The following is a 15,678-nucleotide window of genomic DNA, read 5'->3' on the forward strand; positions in this document are numbered from 1 at the left end:
AAGAAGCGTGTCTTTGCGGTGGGTTCTGCCACGATGATCCGTATGCATAACGGGGGAATCCGCCTCATCGCCTGTGCCGCCCTGACCGGCCCAACCCTCCTGGTCTCCGGGTTCGCCACGCCGGCCCACAGCGCGCCTGCCCGCCACGCGCCTGTCTACACAACCGCGCCCGCCCCGCCCGCCGCGTTCACCGCGCCCCTCGCGCCCGCCGTGCACGCCCGCGCGGCCTACCTGGTCGACACCACCACGGGAACGGTCCACCTGAGCAAGCGCGCCACCGAGCGGGTGCCGATCGCCAGTCTCACCAAGGTCATGACGGCCTACGTCGTGCTGCGGGAGGCCCGGCTGGGCGACGTCGTCACGGTCAGGAAGCCGGACGTCCGGCACGCCAGGCGGAACGACGCCACCCACGCCTCCCTGCGCCCCGGGGAACGCCTGACCGTCCGGGACCTGCTCTACGGCGTGATGCTCCCCTCCGGCGCGGACGCCTCCCACGCGCTGGCCCGCGTCTACGGCCCCGGCCAGGCCAGGTTCGTGGCCAAGATGAACGCCGCGGCCCGCGCTCTGGGCCTGGAGGACACCCGCTACAGCAACGCCGACGGGCTGCCCAAGCCCCGGGGCGGCGGCTACTCCACCGCCTTCGACCAGGCGAAGCTGGCCGACGTCGTGCTGCGCGACCCGGTGCTGTCGGTCATCGCCGCCGAGGACCGGTACGTCGTGCCCAGAACCGGGGTGCACCGCGCCCACACCTGGACGAACACCAACAAGCTGCTCCGCCGCGTCCCCGGCGCGCTGGGCGTCAAGACCGGTTACACCCGCGCGGCCGGCTACTGCCTGTCCTTCGCCGCCGACCTCGACGGCCACCGGGTGATCGGCGTCCTGCTCGGAGACCCGAAGTCCGAACGGCGCTTCCGCACCGCCGAACGCCTCCTGAACTGGGCCTCCGCCCAGACGGCCTACGACGGAGGCCTCTGACCGGCTCCCGTCTCCGCTCCGCCCTTCCGAGGCCGGGCGCCGTACCGGGTGGGCGCCGGGATCAGGGGCGCGCGGTCCCGCGCATCAGGCCGTGGCAGGCGATGGCGGCGGCGGCCACCACGTTGAGGGAGTCGACGCCCAGGTCCATCGCCGCCGGGCTCATCGGGATGCACACCGGCTCGTCGGCCTCGTGCAGCCAGCGGGAGGACAGCCCGTCCCCCTCGGACCCCAGCAGGAGCGCCACCCGTTCCCCCATCTCGGCCTCGTCCATGGGGGTGGCGCCCTGGTCGGGGGTCAGCGCCAGCAGCCGGCAGCCCGCCGCCCGGAGCTCCTCCAGCCCCGAGTACCAGTTCTCCATCCTGGCGTACGGGATCGCGAACACCGCCCCCATGGAGACCTTCACCGACCTCCGGTAGAGGGGGTCGGCGCAGCGGGGTGAGAGGATCACGGCCTCGACGCCCAGGGCGGCGGCGCAGCGGAAGATGGCGCCGACGTTGCCGTGGTCCACGAGGTCTTCCAGGACCAGGACGCGGCGGGGCGCGTCTCCCGCGCCGGCGCCCGCACCGGAGGTTCCACCCAGGATCTCCGCCACCGCGGGCAGCGGCCGCCGTTCCATCGAGGCGAGCGCGCCCCGGTGCACCGGGAAACCGGCGATCTTCTCCATCACGTCGTCGTCCACCACGTGGACCCGGTCGCCGAGACCGGCCAGGACGTCGTCCAGGGAGGCGGCCCAGCGGCGGGTCAGCAGCACCGAGCGGACCGGGTAGCCGGCGGCGACGGCGCGGCGGATCACCTTCTCCCCCTCGGCGATGAAGAGGCCGTGCTCGGCCTCCAGGCTCTTGCGGAGTTCGACGTCGCGCAGACCGGCGTAGTCGGCGAAGCGGGGATCGAGGGCGTCAGGCACTTTCGAATCCTGCCATGACCCGCCTGAGCTGCCAGGTGACCGCGTAGGCGAGCAGCCCGAGGCAGCAGCCGACCATCACCCCGGCGCCCAGCCGGGTCAGCACCGCGGAGCGGCTGTCGGGCGGGAAGAGCAGGGGCCAGGCGGCCGTCCACAGCAGGATCGAGCCGGCGGTCGCCGCGAGGACGGCGTAGCGGGTCCGGACGGACAGCGCCAGGCGCTCCGGCACCGGCCGGGGCTCCATCCGGTTCAGCCCTCGCCAGGCCCACGCGACCACGGCGGCCAGGCCGATGACCGTGGAGACGTACTGGAACACGCGGAACAGCGGCAGCACCCCGGCCACCCGCGTGTCCAGCCACTGCCAGCCCCAGAGCTCCGCGCTGTAGGAGTGGGTGAAGGAGTCCCACATCATGTGGGTGAACGCGCCGATCACCCCTCCGGCGAGCACCGCCGGCAGGCGGCGCGGGCCGTACCGGCCGGGGGCGAGGGCGGCCGCGCGGCCGGACAGGGAGGGCGGCAGCAGGGCGGTCAGCGGGTCGCGCAGCAGGCCGTGGAAGACGATCATCAGTAGCGCCACGGCGAGGGGCGCGAGGGTGAGGACCCCCGCCGGGGAGTGCCAGATCACGTAGTCCGGCAGGAACGGCAGGAAGATCGGCAGGTCGGGGACCATCGTGCCCAGCGCCAGCGCCCAGGGGTCGAGCACGCGGCGGATCCGCTCCGAGGAGATGAGCGGGAGCACCGCCGCGATGTGACTGGGCGTGAACGGCATGCTTCCCCCGTAGCGGTTGATATGTCCACGGTGCAGCTTACGCGGCCGGGCCGGTCACCGAGCGTCCGGAAAAGCGAGGCGATATAACGGAGGGTGAACAATCGACCACTGAACGCTCCGACGGGAATCCGGAGGCCACCGTGACCGAGCGGACCGCTGATCACGACGTGCTCCGGCGGGCGCCCGGCGAGCGATGGCTGCGGGACGCGCGCAGGGCGCGCATGTTGTCGCTGGCGACCCTGGTCTGGCTGGGCGCCGAGAGCGGGCTCGGCATCGCCGCCGGGCTGCGGGCGCACTCGGTGGCGCTGATCGGCTGGGGCGTGTGGTCGCTGGTGGAGGCCCTGGCCAGCCTCATCGTGGTCTGGCGGTTCACCGGGGCGCGGACCTTCTCGGCGGACGCGGAGGAGCGGGCGCGCAAGGCGGTGGCGGTCAGCTTCTGGCTGCTCGCCCCCTATCTCGTGATCCATGTGGCGCACGACCTGGACGCCGGGCACCGGGCCGGGCCCAGCGCGCTCGGTATGGCGGTGACCGCGGTGAGCCTGGTGGGCATGCCCGTCCTGGGCCTGGCGAAGCGGAGGCTGGGCGCGCGGCTCCACTCGGCGGCCACCGCGGGCGAGGGAACCCAGAACCTGATGTGCGCGGCGCTCTCCGCGGGAGTGCTGGCCGGGCTCGGCCTCAACGGCGCCGGCTGGTGGTGGGCCGACCCGGCGATGGCCGTTCTCCTGGCCGCGACGGCCGTACGGGAGGGCCGGAAGACCTGGCGCGGGCACTCCTGCTGCCACTGATCCACCCCCTCTTCACAGTCTCCTCCGGAGACCCAGCCGTTCCTTACCGATACGTAGCGTCATATCGGCACTAAAAGGGCTGTTTTGCCACAGTAAGCGTTACCAGTACAGTTCCGTGAATATTGCGGCGTACCTCCAGATAAGGTGACCCGCTAGCTTCATGACACCGACACCGAAGAGGGCATCGTGGGCGGACGGCACCGGACGGATGAACTCGACGACGGCTACGGCTCCTACAACGCGCCGGCCCGGCGGCGCCGGGGCGGGCGGAGCAAGGTGCTGGTCCCGCTCGCGGGATCCGTCGCCCTCGCCGTTCTGCTCGGCGTGGCGGCCTTCGTCATCATCAACCGGGATCCGGAAGGCTGCTCCGGAGACGAGGTCGCCCTCCGGGTCACCGCCTCGCCCGACATCCAGCCCGCCGTGGCGCGGGTCGCCGAGCGCTTCAACAAGGCCGGGCACGACATCGACGGCAAGTGCGCGAACGTCAAGGTGACCAAGGCGGCCTCGGCGAAGGTCGCCGCCGGGCTGAGCGGGAGCGGCGGCAAGATCGGCGCGATGGACATGTGGATCCCCGACTCGTCGTTGTGGGTGGCCGGCGCCCGCGTGAAGAACCCGGACCTGCCCGCGCCGGGCAAGTCCGTCGCCCAGTCCCCCGTCGTCCTGGTGGCGTCGGGCTCGATGGTCCCGAACCTGAAGAAGGCGTTCGGCGAGGCCAGCTGGAGCGGCATGATCAGCGCCACGAACGCGGCCAACGTCGACGGGCCCGGCCGCAAGGTGCGCGTGCTCGCGCTGGACCCCGCGCTCAACGCCGCCGGGCTCGGCGCGCTGCTGGCCGCCTCCGGGGTGGCCACGGCCGCCGGCATCGGCCAGGAGCAGCTGGTCGGCGCGATGAAGACGCTGTCCGGCTCGACCGTCAAGGACCAGGAGGCGCTGCTGTCCAGCCTGGGCGTCAAGGGCCGCCGCACCCCGCTGGGCATCTCCTCCGAGCAGGGCATCTGGGCGTTCAACACGACGAAGAAGCCCGAGGCCCCGGCCGTGCCGCTCTATCCGGCCGAGGGCACCTTCAACCTCGACTACCCGGTGGTCATCACCACCGGGGACCAGGAGGTCCGCAAGGTCGCCGAGGAGTTCACCAAGGAGCTCGGCACCGACGCCGCCCGCAAGGACCTGTACGACCAGGGCTTCCGCACCCCGGACGGCAAGGGCGGCACGGCCATCTCCGAGACCGACGGTTTCCAGGCCAAGGCCCCGCAGGCGCTGGACATGCCCGACGCCAAGACCGTCGCGCGGATGTCCCAGTCGTGGTCGCGGATGAACCTCGGCACCCGCCTGGTCACCCTGCTGGACATCTCCGGCACCATGGCGCTGCCGATCCCCGGCACCGGCCTGACCCGGATGCAGGCGATCAGCAAGATCGCCCTTGAGGGCATGCAGCTCTTCCCGACCAGCAGCGAGATGGGGCTCTGGCAGTTCTCCACCGACCTCGACGGCCCGGGCGTGGACTACCTCGAGACGGTTCCCGTCGGCCCGCTGACCGAGACCGTGGACGGCGTGCTCCGCCGGGATCTCATCCGGCAGAAGCTGGCGACGGTCCAGGCCAAGGCGACCGGTGACACCGGCCTCAACGACACCCTCGCCGCCGCCTACAAGATGATGAAGGACACCTACAAGAGCGACAAGATCAACACGATCCTCATCCTCACGGACGGCGCCGGCAACGACAACCCGGGCGGGATGACCGACCAGCAGATCGTGAGGTTCCTCAAGAAGGAGTTCGACCCGGAGAAGCCGGTCAGCATCATCCTCATCGCCTACAGCCCCGACGCGGCCGGGGGCAAGCGCCAGATGGACGCCCTGGCCAAGGCGACCAACGGCGACGCCTACGTCGCCAAGGAGATCCTCCAGATCCGCAAGTTCTTCCTGGACGGCATGGCGCGCCGCCTCTGCTCCCCCAACTGCTGATCTCCGCGCTGTGCGGCTGGTGCCCCAAGGGCACCAGCCGTTTCAGTTTTCCCAGCTCATGCCGGGTGGGCATACCAGGACAACTCCCTGCGGACAGGTGACGTCCTACGCGTGTGGGGTCTCGGGCGTGGCCCGTGAACGAACCCGTCTCGCGGGAGGAAAAGTCCGTGCCCGTATGGCCGACCGTCGGCCGAGCCGACGACCAACGACTCGCGCAGGCACTCCGGCGTGCCGACACCCAGGCGCCCGCGATCCTCTTCGACGCCTACGCCGAACGTCTCAACGACTACGCCTGCTCGCTGCTGTCCGACCGGGACGGCGCGGCGGAGGCCGTGCACGACGCCCTGGTCACCGCGCAGGGGTGCGCGCACCAGCTGGGCGACCCCGGGCACCTGCGGCCCTGGTTGTACGCGCTCGTCCGGTTCCAGTGCGTGGCCAGGACGTCCGGCGGAGCCCAGAACGGGCAGGGCCCGAAGGGCGGGCAGGGCACGACGCCGCTGCCGGTCGTGGAGGGCCACGACGACCCCCGGGAGCGCGAACTGGCCGCCCTGGTGCAGGAGGCCCTGGCGGAGCTGGGCGGGCAGGAGCGCGAGATCCTGGAGCTGGCCCTGCGGCACGGTCTGAGCACCGGCGAGGTCGGCGCGGTGCTCGGGCTGACCTCCAGGCAGGTCACGGCCCGGCTCGACCGCGCCCGCACCCACCTGGAGAACACCGCCGCCGCGGTCGTGCTCGCCCGGGTCGGCCGGGCGCACTGCCCCGACCTGTCGGCGATGGTCGACTCCTGGGAGGGGCCGCTCCCCCCGATGTTGCGCCGGAGGCTCTCGGGGCACATCGCCCGCTGCGAGGTCTGCGCCGAGCAGCGGGACCGGCACGTCTCGGCCGGACGCCTGCTCGACCTGGTGCCGGTGGTCTTCCCGCCCCTCTCGCTGCGCCGCAGGGTCGTCGAGACCTGCGTGAATCCCGAACTGGACGGGGCCCGCACCGCCATCGTGGAGGCGAGCGACCGCTTCGGCCGCGACGGTTTCCCCGTGGTGCCCGAGCACCGGGCCGCGCCGTCCGCCGCGGCGCGCAAGCCCACGCGGCGCAGGCGGCGGGGCGGGCGCGGCGTCCCGGCGGCGGTGGCGGCCGCGTGCGTGCTGGCCGCCACCGCGGGGGTGATCCTGGTCACCGGGCAGGACCTCGGCTCGGGACCGGCCGGGCGGGCCGAGGCCGCGCCGGGGCCGGAACCGGCGGCGACCACCTTCGCGCCGGATCCGGAGACCTCCGGGCCGGACGTCCTCCCCTCCGGCGAGAGCCCGGAACCGGATCCGACTCCCCCGCCGGACCCCACCGAGAGCGGGACGCCGGCCTCCGCCTCCCAGCCGCCCCGGGCGCCGGCGACCCGGCGTCCGGCCGCCCAGCGCTCCCGGACCAGCCGCGCGCCCGCCGTCCAGCCCCCGGCCGGGCGACTGATCGTCTCCTGCCCTCCGGACGTCGACCAGGGCGCGGGCCAGATCCGGCTCACGGCGCGCACGGCCGCCGTCGCCTGGTCGGCGTCCGCCTCCGGCGGATTGACCGTCCATCCCCGCCAGGGACGGCTCAAGGCGGGTGCGAGCGGAGTGATTTGGGTCACAGTTTCCGACCCCTCCGAGGGAGGCTCAGGGCAGGTCTCGTTCCGCTCCGCCGCAGGTGGGAGCAGTTGCCCGTTCGTATGGGAAACCCCGGAACCACCGGAATCCGAGCCTCCGACGGACCCTCCGCCGACGCCTTCCGAGAGCCCTTCCCCCGACCCCGGATCCGAGACGGCGACCCCTTGACCTCTTGACCACATCTTGGGGCATGTCCCGACATCTCTTTGCTGTCAGGTAAACCATGGACAGATGCCAGACGTCGGCGTTGACGTCCATGCGTGGCAGTTGGTCACATGAAGTGACGATCAGCCACCCCTTTGCCGTCCGGGAGCCAGGAGATGTCGATCAACATGCGGGTGTTCACCTGGGCACTCGCTCTCGCGTGCGTCGCGGGCGCCGTGCTCGCACTCACGGAGAGCGAGAGTCCGCTGCGCCTGTTTTTGACTCCCCTGTTCCTTCTGGTGGTGCCCGGGGCCGCGGTCACAGGGCTGCTGCGCGACCGCGACCCCCTGGCGGCGCTGTCAGTGGGGGCGATGGCCAGTCTCGTGGTCAACGTCCTGCTCGCCACCGCGATGCTCTCCTTCAACGCATGGTCGCCGCGTGCCGGCGTGGCAACGATCGCAGTCCTCAGCGGCTTCATCTACGTACTACGTCTTCTGTATCGGGGGAGCGGGAGCATGCAGACCGAGCAAGGGACCGTGTCACGGTGAACATCAGCATTGTTCGCCCAGACGACCTGGGGGATCCCGAGATCTCCCGGTGGCGGGAGCTTCAGAGGGCGGATCCGGCCCTCGACAATCCCTTTCTGTCCGTGGAGTTCGCGCTGGCCATGGGGCGGCTGCGCGACTACGTCCGCGTCGCCGTCGTCGAGGACGACGGCGAGATCATGGGGTTCTTCCCCTACGAGCGGCACGGCTTCGGGATCGGCAAGCCGCTGGGAGGGTTCCTCACCACCTGTCACGGGCTGATCTCCGCCCCCGGTCTGCGGTTGAACCCGCGCGACCTGCTGCGCGCCTGCAAGCTGACGGTCTTCGACTTCGACCACATGGTCGCGGACCAGCCGGCCTTCGCGCCCTACCAGACCGACGTACGGCCCGTCCCCGTCATGGATCTCGGCGACGGGTTCGACGCCTACGTCGAGCGGGTCCGCGCCAACTCCGCCAAGAACTACAAGACCGTCCGCTACAAGGAGCGCAAGCTCGACCGCGAGCAGGGCGGGCTCCGCTTCGAGTGGGACTCCGCGGACTCCGGGGCGCTGCGGCAGCTCATGCGGTGGAAGTCCGACCAGTACCGCCGGACCGGCCGGGTGGACCGCTTCGCCCAGCCGTGGATCGTCCGGCTGCTCGACGAGATGCACGCCGAGCGGTCGGCCGGCTTCGCCGGCGTGCTGACCATGGTCTACGCCGGGGACACCCCCGTCGCCGGTCACTTCGGCCTGCGGACGGCCGACACCCTGGTCGGCTGGTTCCCCGCCTATGACGTCGAGTTCGCCCGCTACTCCCCCGGCATCGTGCATCACCTGCTCATGGCGGAGCACGCGGCCGGCGCGGGCCTGCGCCGGGTCGACATGGGCAAGGGCGGGCGCGAGTACAAGAGCTGGCTAAAGAGCGGCGATCTTTTCGTCGCAGAGGGGCGCGTTTCTCGCCCGTCGCCCACGGCCGCCGTTCACTGGATGGGTCGGACACCTGTCAACAAAGCACGCACCATCGTGACCGACCGTCCTGAACTGTATCGACTAGCCGACCGTGTTCTGAAAGGTTTCGGCCGGATGCGCACATCCGTCCAGAGCCAATCGGCCAGCACCGTCGTCAAGGAACCGTGGGGGGCCGGCTGAGCCGGCCCCCCACCGTCCCGCGTACCTCACTTCACAGCACCCAGCCGCCGCCAGGACCCTTCATGCATCCCTCACCGCATTCGCCAATCCTCCCGATCGCCACGATCGTGTCTGGCTCCGGGGCCCTCTGGCAGTCATTCCTGACGACCGACCGCCCGGAAGGACATCTGTAAACATGAGTCCCGACAGCACCAACCCCGCGGCCAAGCCACCGCTGATGTCGATGCCGCCGGTTGAGCGCTTCACTCCGCTCACCCCGCACCTCGCCATATCTCCCACGGTCAGCGTGGTGGTTCCCGCCATGAACGAGGCGGAGAACCTGCCGCACGTGTTCGCCACGCTGCCGCAGTGGATCCACGAGATCGTCCTCGTGGACGGCAACTCGGTGGACGACACCGTCGCCGTCGCCAAGAAGCTGCGCCCCAACATCCGCGTGGTCACCCAGACGGGCAAGGGCAAGGGAGACGCGCTCGCCGCGGGCTTCGCCGCCTGCACCGGCGACATCATCGTGATGATCGACGCCGACGGGTCCACCGACGGCCGGGAGATCATCCAGTTCGTCGGCGCGCTGGTCACCGGGGCCGACTTCGTCAAGGGGTCGCGCTACGCGACCGGCGGCGGCAGCGACGACCTCACCTTCACCCGGACCTTCGGCAACAAGATGCTGACCGGCCTGGTGAACAGGATCTACGGCACCCAGTACAGCGACCTGTGCTACGGCTACAACGCCTTCTGGGCCCGCCACCTCGACGTCCTGAACGTCGACTGCCCGGGCTTCGAGGTCGAGACCCTGATGAACATCAGGGCCGCCAAGGCCGGGTTGAAGATCCAGGAGGTGCCCAGCCACGAGCGCTGCCGGATCCACGGGGAGAGCAACCTCCGCGCGGTCCGCGACGGCCTGCGCGTGCTCAGGACGATCATCAAGGAGTGGCGCACCAGGCCCGCCGCCATGTTCCCCGAGCCCCAGGCGGCCACCGCGGCGGCCGACCAGGGCGCCGCCTAGCCATGAAGAGCAGTGTCGTCATCTGCGTCTACACCGAGGAGCGCTGGGAGGACATCCGAGCGGCCGTCGCGTCGGTGGAGCGGCAGACCCGGAGGCCACACGAGATCATTCTGGTGGTCGATTACAACCCGGATCTGCACCTCATGCTCAAGCGGGAGTACCCCGGCGCGATCGTGGTGGAGAACATCTACGAGAAAGGGCTGTCCGGTGGCAAGAACACCGGTGCGGCGACCGCCTCGGGCGACATCGTGGCCTACCTGGACGACGACGCGGTGGCCGAGCCCGGCTGGCTGGAGGCCCTGGAGGGGGGCTTCCGGGACCCCTCCGTCGTGGGGGTGGGCGGGCTGACCGTGCCGCTGTGGGAGACGGGCCGCCGCCCGCGCTGGTTCCCGCAGGAGTTCGACTGGACCGTGGGCTGCACCTACCGGGGCATGCCCACGGCCCGGGCGCCGATCCGCAACGTCATGGGCGGCAACGCCGCCTTCCGCAGGGAGGCCGTCGGCGAGGTCGGCGGCTTCCACACCGGCATCGGCCGCAGCGTCCAGGGGCGCAAGCCGCGCCCCCTGGGCTGCGAGGAGACCGAGTTCTGCATCAGGCTCTCCCAGCGCAAGCCGGGCGCGGTGATGATGTTCGAGCCGGAGGCGCTGATCGGTCACAAGGTGCCGGCCGTGCGCTCCCGCTTCTCCTACTTCCGGTCCCGCTGCTACGCCGAGGGCCTGTCCAAGGCGCTCGTCACCCAGAGCGTCGGCGCCGGTGACGGCCTGGCCAGCGAGCGGGCGCACGCCCTGAAGGCGCTCCCTCTCGGCGCGCTGCGAGGGGTCGGGGAGGCACTGCGCGGCGACCCGTCCGGCCTGGGCCGGGCCGCCGCGATCGTGGCCGGTCTCGCCTGGACCACCTGGGGATACGTTGTCGGCTCTCTCCGTCTGAGGCTGGGACGATCATGATCCGCGTGCCCATCCTGATGTACCACTCGATCTCCGACCGGCCCACCGCCGGGACGGAGCCGCTGGCGGTACGGCCCTCGGCCTTCGCCGACCAGCTCTCCTACCTGAAGGAGAGCGGCTTCACGCCGCTGACGGTGGCCGACCTCGTCGCCTCGCTGCACCGCAACAACGGGCGTTCCATCCCGGAGCGCCCGGTCGTGGTGACCTTCGACGACGGTTACGAGGACTTCCACTCCCAGGCACTGCCCGTGCTCGAACGGCACGACTTCCCCGCCACCGTCTTCCTGACCAGCGGCTGGGTCAGCGACGCGGGCAAGGACGCGGCGGGCCGGCCGCTCGACCGGACGCTGTCGTGGAGCCAGGCCCGCGAGGCCGTCTCCTGCGGGATCGAGTTCGGCGGGCACAGCCACAGCCACCCCCAGCTCGACCAGCTCCCCGACGACCGGCTCCGCCAGGAGCTGCGCCGGAACAAGGCGCTGCTGGAGGACAGGCTCGGCGTCCCGGTCGCGACCATGGCCTACCCGTACGGCTACTCCAGCGCGCGGGTCCGGCGCGAGGTGCGGCGGGCGGGCTACTGGGCCGCCTGCGCGGTGAACAACGCCATCGCCGCCGACCGGCACGACGTGCTGGCGATGCCCCGGCTGACCGTGACCGACGGCACGTCGATGGCGAAGTTCCGGCGGGCGGTCGAGGGCGACCGGGTCCCGCTGATCTACATGAGAGAGCGCCTGCTGACCAGGGGTTACGCCGTCGTCCGGCGTACGAGATACGGCTTGCGCAAGGTCCGTGGACTCACGTGACTGACGCGTCCGCGGACGTGGGGGGAGACAAGGACATGAGCGAACTCGACGAGCGGACGATCGGGGATCCCGTCTTCACGGGCGCCGTCCCGAGTCCGGCCGCGGGTGCGGTCTCGGGTCCGGGCACGGGTGTCGGCGCGGGCATGGGCCGGAGCGCGGGCGCGGGCCCGATCTCCACCGCGGGTCCGGGTTCTGCCGCGGGTCCGGACTCCGGTACGGGCCCGGACGCCGGCAGGGCTCCGGGCGCGCGGCCGCGGACCGCCCCCGCGCCGGTGGGCCGGGTCCGGGGTCTCTGGCGCAGACTCCTGCTGGACCTGAGCAACCCGCTGTTCCGCAACGGCTACGCGCTCATGGCCAACACCGCCATCACCGCCGTGCTCGGCATGGGCTACTGGTGGCTCGCCGCGCAGCTGTACGACCCGGCCGACTTCGGCCGGGGCCAGGCCGTGATCACCGCGATGCGGCTGTTCGCCTCGCTGACCGCCCTCGGCTTCGTCGGGGCGCTGGCCAAGTTCATCCCCCTGGCGGGGCGCCGTACCCCCGGGCTCATCGTCCGGGCCTACGTGATCGCCGGGGCGACCGGTGTGACGGCGGCGGTGGGCTTCCTGGTCACCCTGCCGTGGTGGGGGCCGACCTACGCCGCCCTGGGAGGTCTGGGGCCGGGACTGTTCTTCCTGGCGTCGGTGCTGGTCTGGTCGGTGTTCACCCTCCAGGACGTGACCCTGGCCGGGTTGCGCAAGGCCACCTGGGTCCCGGTCAACAGCCTCGGCTACGGCATGGTCAAGATGGCCATGCTGATCGGGCTAGCGTACACGCTGCCCGGCGACGGAATCTTCGTCTCCTGGATCATCCCCGCCGCCATGGCGCTGATCCCGATCAACATCTTCATCTTCGGGAAGGTCGTCCCCCGGCACGTCCGGAAGACCGACACCGGAGCGCCGCCGCCCCGGCTCCCCGAGATCGGCCGCTTCCTGGCCGGCGACTACCCGGGCACGTTGTCGATCCTGGCGATCGTCTACCTGATCCCGGTGCTGATCGCCGCCCAGGTGGACGAGGTGGCGTTCGGATACTTCTCGATGGCCCACACCCTGGGCTGCCTGATCGAGCTGCTGGCGATGAACATGGCGACCTCGCTCACCGTCGAGGGCTCCTTCGACCGGGACGCGCTGGCGGCGAACTCCCGGCGCGCCCTCCGCAGGGCATTCATGATCATCGTTCCGATCGTGGGTGTGACGATCGTCGCCGGCCCGCTGATCCTGCGCGTCTTCGGCTCGGACTTCGCCGACCGGGGTACGCTGCTGCTCCAGCTGATGGCCCTGGCGGTGCTCCCCCGCGTGCTCATCGAGATCTACCTGAGCGGTCTGCGGGCCCGGGGGCAGGCGCGCAGGCTGGCGCTCGTCCAGGTGGGCCTGGCGGCTCTCGTGCTGGTCAGCACGTTGCTGCTCTTCCCGCACCTGGGGATGAACGCGGTGGGGTACGGCCTCCTGCTGAGCGAGCTCCTCCTCGCGGCCCTGATCTTTAGCGACCTTCGCAAAATGCTCAAATATGGCAAAACTTCGCAGTCAACGATCACGCCGGGAGCCCGCTGACCCCATGATGTCAGACGTGAGGCGACGGGCAGGCAGGACGTGACGATGGAGGCGGCGAAGACCGCCGAGGTCGAGAAGACCCGCTCCACCCCCCATGCCGCGCCTGCCGGCGAGGTTCTGGCCGCAGCGGACGGAGAGGACTCCGGCATGACCTCCTCCGGGACACCGGGCGAGCGGGACGGGACCCCCCGGCCGCACGACGACGCCGGTGAGGCGCGCGCCCCCGGCCGCGACGGTGAGGCGCACGTCCCCGGTGACGATGACACGGTGCGTGCCCCCGGCCGCGACGGCGAGGACGACGTCCCGGGCGGCACGGCCGGGGTGCGCCGTCCCGCGGCGCCCGCCCCCGGGCCGACGAGGTTGTCCGCGCTGACCCGGAGGGCCTCCGACTGGCTGCCGCCGGTGCTGACCGTCGAGGGCCTGATCATCTACGTGCTGGCCCTGCGCGTGTCGCCGGGGCCGCTGCGGGGCGTCGACGTGGCCGACATCGACGGGCTCGGGCTGATCTCGGCCCTGCCCGTCACCGCGTTCGCCGCCGTCCTGCTGATGATCGTGGCGTTCTTCATCACCATCGCGCGGAACACCGACCGCAAGTTCCTGCTGCTCTTCCAGATCTCGGCGATCACTTTCGCCCTGCACGGCGCGTCCGCTCTGATCCACGACGAGCCGCGGTTCCACACCGCGTACGTCCACGCGGGTTTCGTGGAGTTCATCGCCCGCACCGGGGAGTCCTCCCCGCTGCTGGACGCCCGCTTCGCCTGGCCCGGGTTCTTCGCGCTGACCGCGTTCGTCACCAGGGCCGCGGGGATCACCGACCTCAGCACGATCATGCAGTGGACCCCGCTCCTGTCCAACCTGCTCTACCTGCTGCCGTTCGTGCTGATCCTGCGCCAGGTGGTCGCCACCACGCGGGCCCGCTGGTTCGCCGCGCTGCTCTTCGTCGTCGTGCAGTGGATCGGCCAGGACTATTTCTCCGCCCAGGGCTTCACCTACGCCGTCTACCTGGCGTTCGTGGCGATCCTGCTGCGCTGGTTCGGGAAGGTCGAGCCGCGTGAGCCGCCGAGGGTGGGGGGCCGCCTGCGGCGGCTGCTGGCCCGGCTGCGCGGGCTGACCCCGGGCGAGCTCAGCCACTCCACCGGCGTCTACGACCGCTCGATCATGCTGATCATCCTGATCGGCCTGTTCGTGACCGCCACCACCGCCCACCAGATCACCCCGTTCATGATGCTGGGCGCGCTGGCCGGGCTGATCCTGCTGCGGCGCTGCTCGCTCAGCTGGGCCATGCCGTTCTTCCTGGGCCTGATCGTGCTCGCCTGGATCAGCTACCAGACGACCACCTTCTGGAGCGGCCACCTCGACCAGCTCTTCGGCGGTCTGGGACAGCTCCTGGAGAACCTGCGGAGCAATACGGGCGACCGGATCGAGGGCAGCGACGCCAAGCACGCTCTCGTGCTGATGGCCCGGCTCGGCATCTGCGCCGTCATCCTGCTGCTGGCCGCCGTCGGCCTGCTGCGCAGGCTGCGCCGGGGCGTCGGCGACCGGGCCGCGCTGCTGCTGCTGTGCGCCCCGGTGCTCGCCCTGGGCCTGCAGAGCTACGGCGGCGAGATCGGCCTTCGGATCTACATGTTCGCGCTGCCCGGCGCCTGCGTCCTGGCCGCCTACGCGTTCTTCCCCAACCTTCCCGCCGGCACGGCCGACGCCCCCGGCGAGACCGCTCCGGCCCGCGGGCTCACCGCCCGTCTCACCCCCCGTCTCGACGCCCGGCTGACCCGCCGGATCTCCCTGTGCCTGGCCGCGGCGTGCACGATGCTCCTGTCCATCGCCTTCCTGGTCGCCCGCTACGGCAACGAGCAGTTCGAGCGCGTCTCCACCGGGGAGGTCGCGGCGATGCACTACATCTACGAGCACGACGAGCCCAGCGGCCGCGTGCTGTACCTGGTGCCGCTGATCGGCCCGGAGGTCACACCGTCCATCCCCTGGGGCGAGCAGGACTTCGACAAGATCGAGTATCAGCAGGTGCTCGTCGACAAGAACCCCGCCGTGATCTCCTCGGCGATCGACAAGCTCAGGGTCTCACCGCCCAACACCTATCTCGTGGTCAGCCGGGGACAGGCCGCCTACCTGCAGCTCAACCACGGCTTCCCGGCCGGATGGGACAAGCGCTTCCGGGCCGCGCTGGACTCCTCGCGGCTGCTCAAGCGGGTCTTCTCCAACGGGGACGCCGCGGTCTACACGCTGCGGTCGCAGTCCGGGAACGCCGCGATCCCCGCGTCGCGCGGGCTGAGCGGGCCCGGTGACCGCACCTCGCCGTGGACCCCGGTCGGGCTGGGAGCCCTCGTGGCCTCCTGGGCCGCCCTCTTCGCCTACCAGCTGATCCGCCTGCGCGGACCCGGCCGGGGCCGGTGGGCGAGGCGCCTGCTGATGGGGATCGCCGTCCCGGCCTTCGTCGTGTCGGTCGCCGTGGTCGTCGAGCGCTTCGTCGTGATCGGGTTCACCCCGTAGAACT

At 71.3% G+C, this 15,678-nt stretch carries 13 protein-coding genes; 11 read left to right on the plus strand and 2 right to left on the minus strand.

Annotation, left to right across the window (positions count from 1 at the left end):
- Window positions 1-42: 42 nt before the first annotated feature.
- A complete protein-coding gene (locus Plo01_RS21470; protein ID WP_239316785.1) occupies window positions 43-975 on the plus strand; it encodes a D-alanyl-D-alanine carboxypeptidase family protein in 933 nt (310 codons plus the stop codon).
- Between the two features lie 61 nt (window positions 976-1,036).
- On the opposite strand, the gene Plo01_RS21475 is transcribed toward Plo01_RS21470, so the two are convergent.
- Window positions 1,037-1,879: a TrmH family RNA methyltransferase gene (locus Plo01_RS21475; RefSeq protein WP_203892452.1), complete on the minus strand. Its 843-nt coding sequence runs from the start codon at window positions 1,877-1,879 to the stop codon at window positions 1,037-1,039.
- Complete coding sequence (locus tag Plo01_RS21480; protein WP_203892453.1) at window positions 1,872-2,645, minus strand: DUF4184 family protein; 774 nt, start codon at window positions 2,643-2,645, stop codon at window positions 1,872-1,874. Before Plo01_RS21480 ends, Plo01_RS21475 begins: the two co-directional genes overlap by 8 nt.
- A 140-nt stretch (window positions 2,646-2,785) precedes the next feature.
- Between Plo01_RS21480 and Plo01_RS21485 the strand changes: the two genes are divergently transcribed.
- The 10 genes from Plo01_RS21485 to Plo01_RS21530 all read left to right on the plus strand — a co-directional run bounded on the left by Plo01_RS21485 (window position 2,786) and on the right by Plo01_RS21530 (window position 15,674).
- Window positions 2,786-3,430 (plus strand): cation diffusion facilitator family transporter, encoded by a 645-nt coding sequence (locus Plo01_RS21485; protein ID WP_239316787.1) that lies wholly within the window; start codon window positions 2,786-2,788, stop codon window positions 3,428-3,430.
- A gap of 186 nt (window positions 3,431-3,616) precedes the next feature.
- Complete coding sequence (locus tag Plo01_RS21490) at window positions 3,617-5,392, plus strand: substrate-binding domain-containing protein (protein ID WP_239316789.1); 1,776 nt, start codon at window positions 3,617-3,619, stop codon at window positions 5,390-5,392.
- A gap of 167 nt (window positions 5,393-5,559) precedes the next feature.
- Entirely contained in the window at window positions 5,560-7,188 is a 1,629-nt protein-coding gene (locus Plo01_RS21495) for an RNA polymerase sigma factor (RefSeq protein WP_203892454.1), read from the plus strand.
- A 152-nt stretch (window positions 7,189-7,340) separates the two neighbouring features.
- Window positions 7,341-7,712, plus strand: a complete 372-nt coding sequence (locus Plo01_RS21500; protein WP_203892455.1) for a hypothetical protein — start codon at window positions 7,341-7,343, stop codon at window positions 7,710-7,712.
- Window positions 7,713-7,813: 101 nt separating this feature from the next.
- Window positions 7,814-8,836, plus strand: coding sequence for a GNAT family N-acetyltransferase (locus Plo01_RS21505; protein WP_239316791.1), 1,023 nt, complete (start codon window positions 7,814-7,816; stop codon window positions 8,834-8,836).
- 175 nt (window positions 8,837-9,011) lie between these two features.
- Window positions 9,012-9,839 carry a glycosyltransferase family 2 protein gene (locus tag Plo01_RS21510; RefSeq protein ID WP_203892457.1) on the plus strand — a complete coding sequence of 276 codons (828 nt, stop codon included), beginning with the start codon at window positions 9,012-9,014 and terminating at the stop codon, window positions 9,837-9,839.
- Window positions 9,840-9,841: 2 nt separating this feature from the next.
- Window positions 9,842-10,783 carry a glycosyltransferase family 2 protein gene (locus Plo01_RS21515; protein WP_203892458.1) on the plus strand — a complete coding sequence of 314 codons (942 nt, stop codon included), beginning with the start codon at window positions 9,842-9,844 and terminating at the stop codon, window positions 10,781-10,783.
- Window positions 10,780-11,583, plus strand: coding sequence for a polysaccharide deacetylase family protein (locus Plo01_RS21520; RefSeq protein ID WP_203892459.1), 804 nt, complete (start codon window positions 10,780-10,782; stop codon window positions 11,581-11,583). Before Plo01_RS21515 ends, Plo01_RS21520 begins: the two co-directional genes overlap by 4 nt.
- A 35-nt stretch (window positions 11,584-11,618) precedes the next feature.
- Window positions 11,619-13,172 (plus strand): hypothetical protein, encoded by a 1,554-nt coding sequence (locus tag Plo01_RS21525; protein WP_203892460.1) that lies wholly within the window; start codon window positions 11,619-11,621, stop codon window positions 13,170-13,172.
- A 45-nt stretch (window positions 13,173-13,217) separates the two neighbouring features.
- Complete coding sequence (locus tag Plo01_RS21530; RefSeq protein ID WP_203892461.1) at window positions 13,218-15,674, plus strand: hypothetical protein; 2,457 nt, start codon at window positions 13,218-13,220, stop codon at window positions 15,672-15,674.
- Window positions 15,675-15,678: the final 4 nt, after the last annotated feature.

It is taken from the genome of Planobispora longispora, assembly GCF_016863135.1.
GTDB lineage: Bacteria > Actinomycetota > Actinomycetes > Streptosporangiales > Streptosporangiaceae > Planobispora > Planobispora longispora.

What these genes read in the sequence shown, in the direction of transcription:
- Plo01_RS21515 (WP_203892458.1), top strand. Translation starts at nt 9,842, where the DNA reads ATGAAGAGCAGTGTCGTCATCTGCGTCTACACCGAGGAGCGCTGGGAG.
- Plo01_RS21480 (WP_203892453.1), bottom strand. Translation starts at nt 2,645, where the DNA reads ATGCCGTTCACGCCCAGTCACATCGCGGCGGTGCTCCCGCTCATCTCC.
- Plo01_RS21500 (WP_203892455.1), top strand. Translation starts at nt 7,341, where the DNA reads ATGTCGATCAACATGCGGGTGTTCACCTGGGCACTCGCTCTCGCGTGC.
- Plo01_RS21530 (WP_203892461.1), top strand. Translation starts at nt 13,218, where the DNA reads ATGGAGGCGGCGAAGACCGCCGAGGTCGAGAAGACCCGCTCCACCCCC.
- Plo01_RS21510 (WP_203892457.1), top strand. Translation starts at nt 9,012, where the DNA reads ATGAGTCCCGACAGCACCAACCCCGCGGCCAAGCCACCGCTGATGTCG.
- Plo01_RS21470 (WP_239316785.1), top strand. Translation starts at nt 43, where the DNA reads ATGCATAACGGGGGAATCCGCCTCATCGCCTGTGCCGCCCTGACCGGC.
- Plo01_RS21520 (WP_203892459.1), top strand. Translation starts at nt 10,780, where the DNA reads ATGATCCGCGTGCCCATCCTGATGTACCACTCGATCTCCGACCGGCCC.
- Plo01_RS21525 (WP_203892460.1), top strand. Translation starts at nt 11,619, where the DNA reads ATGAGCGAACTCGACGAGCGGACGATCGGGGATCCCGTCTTCACGGGC.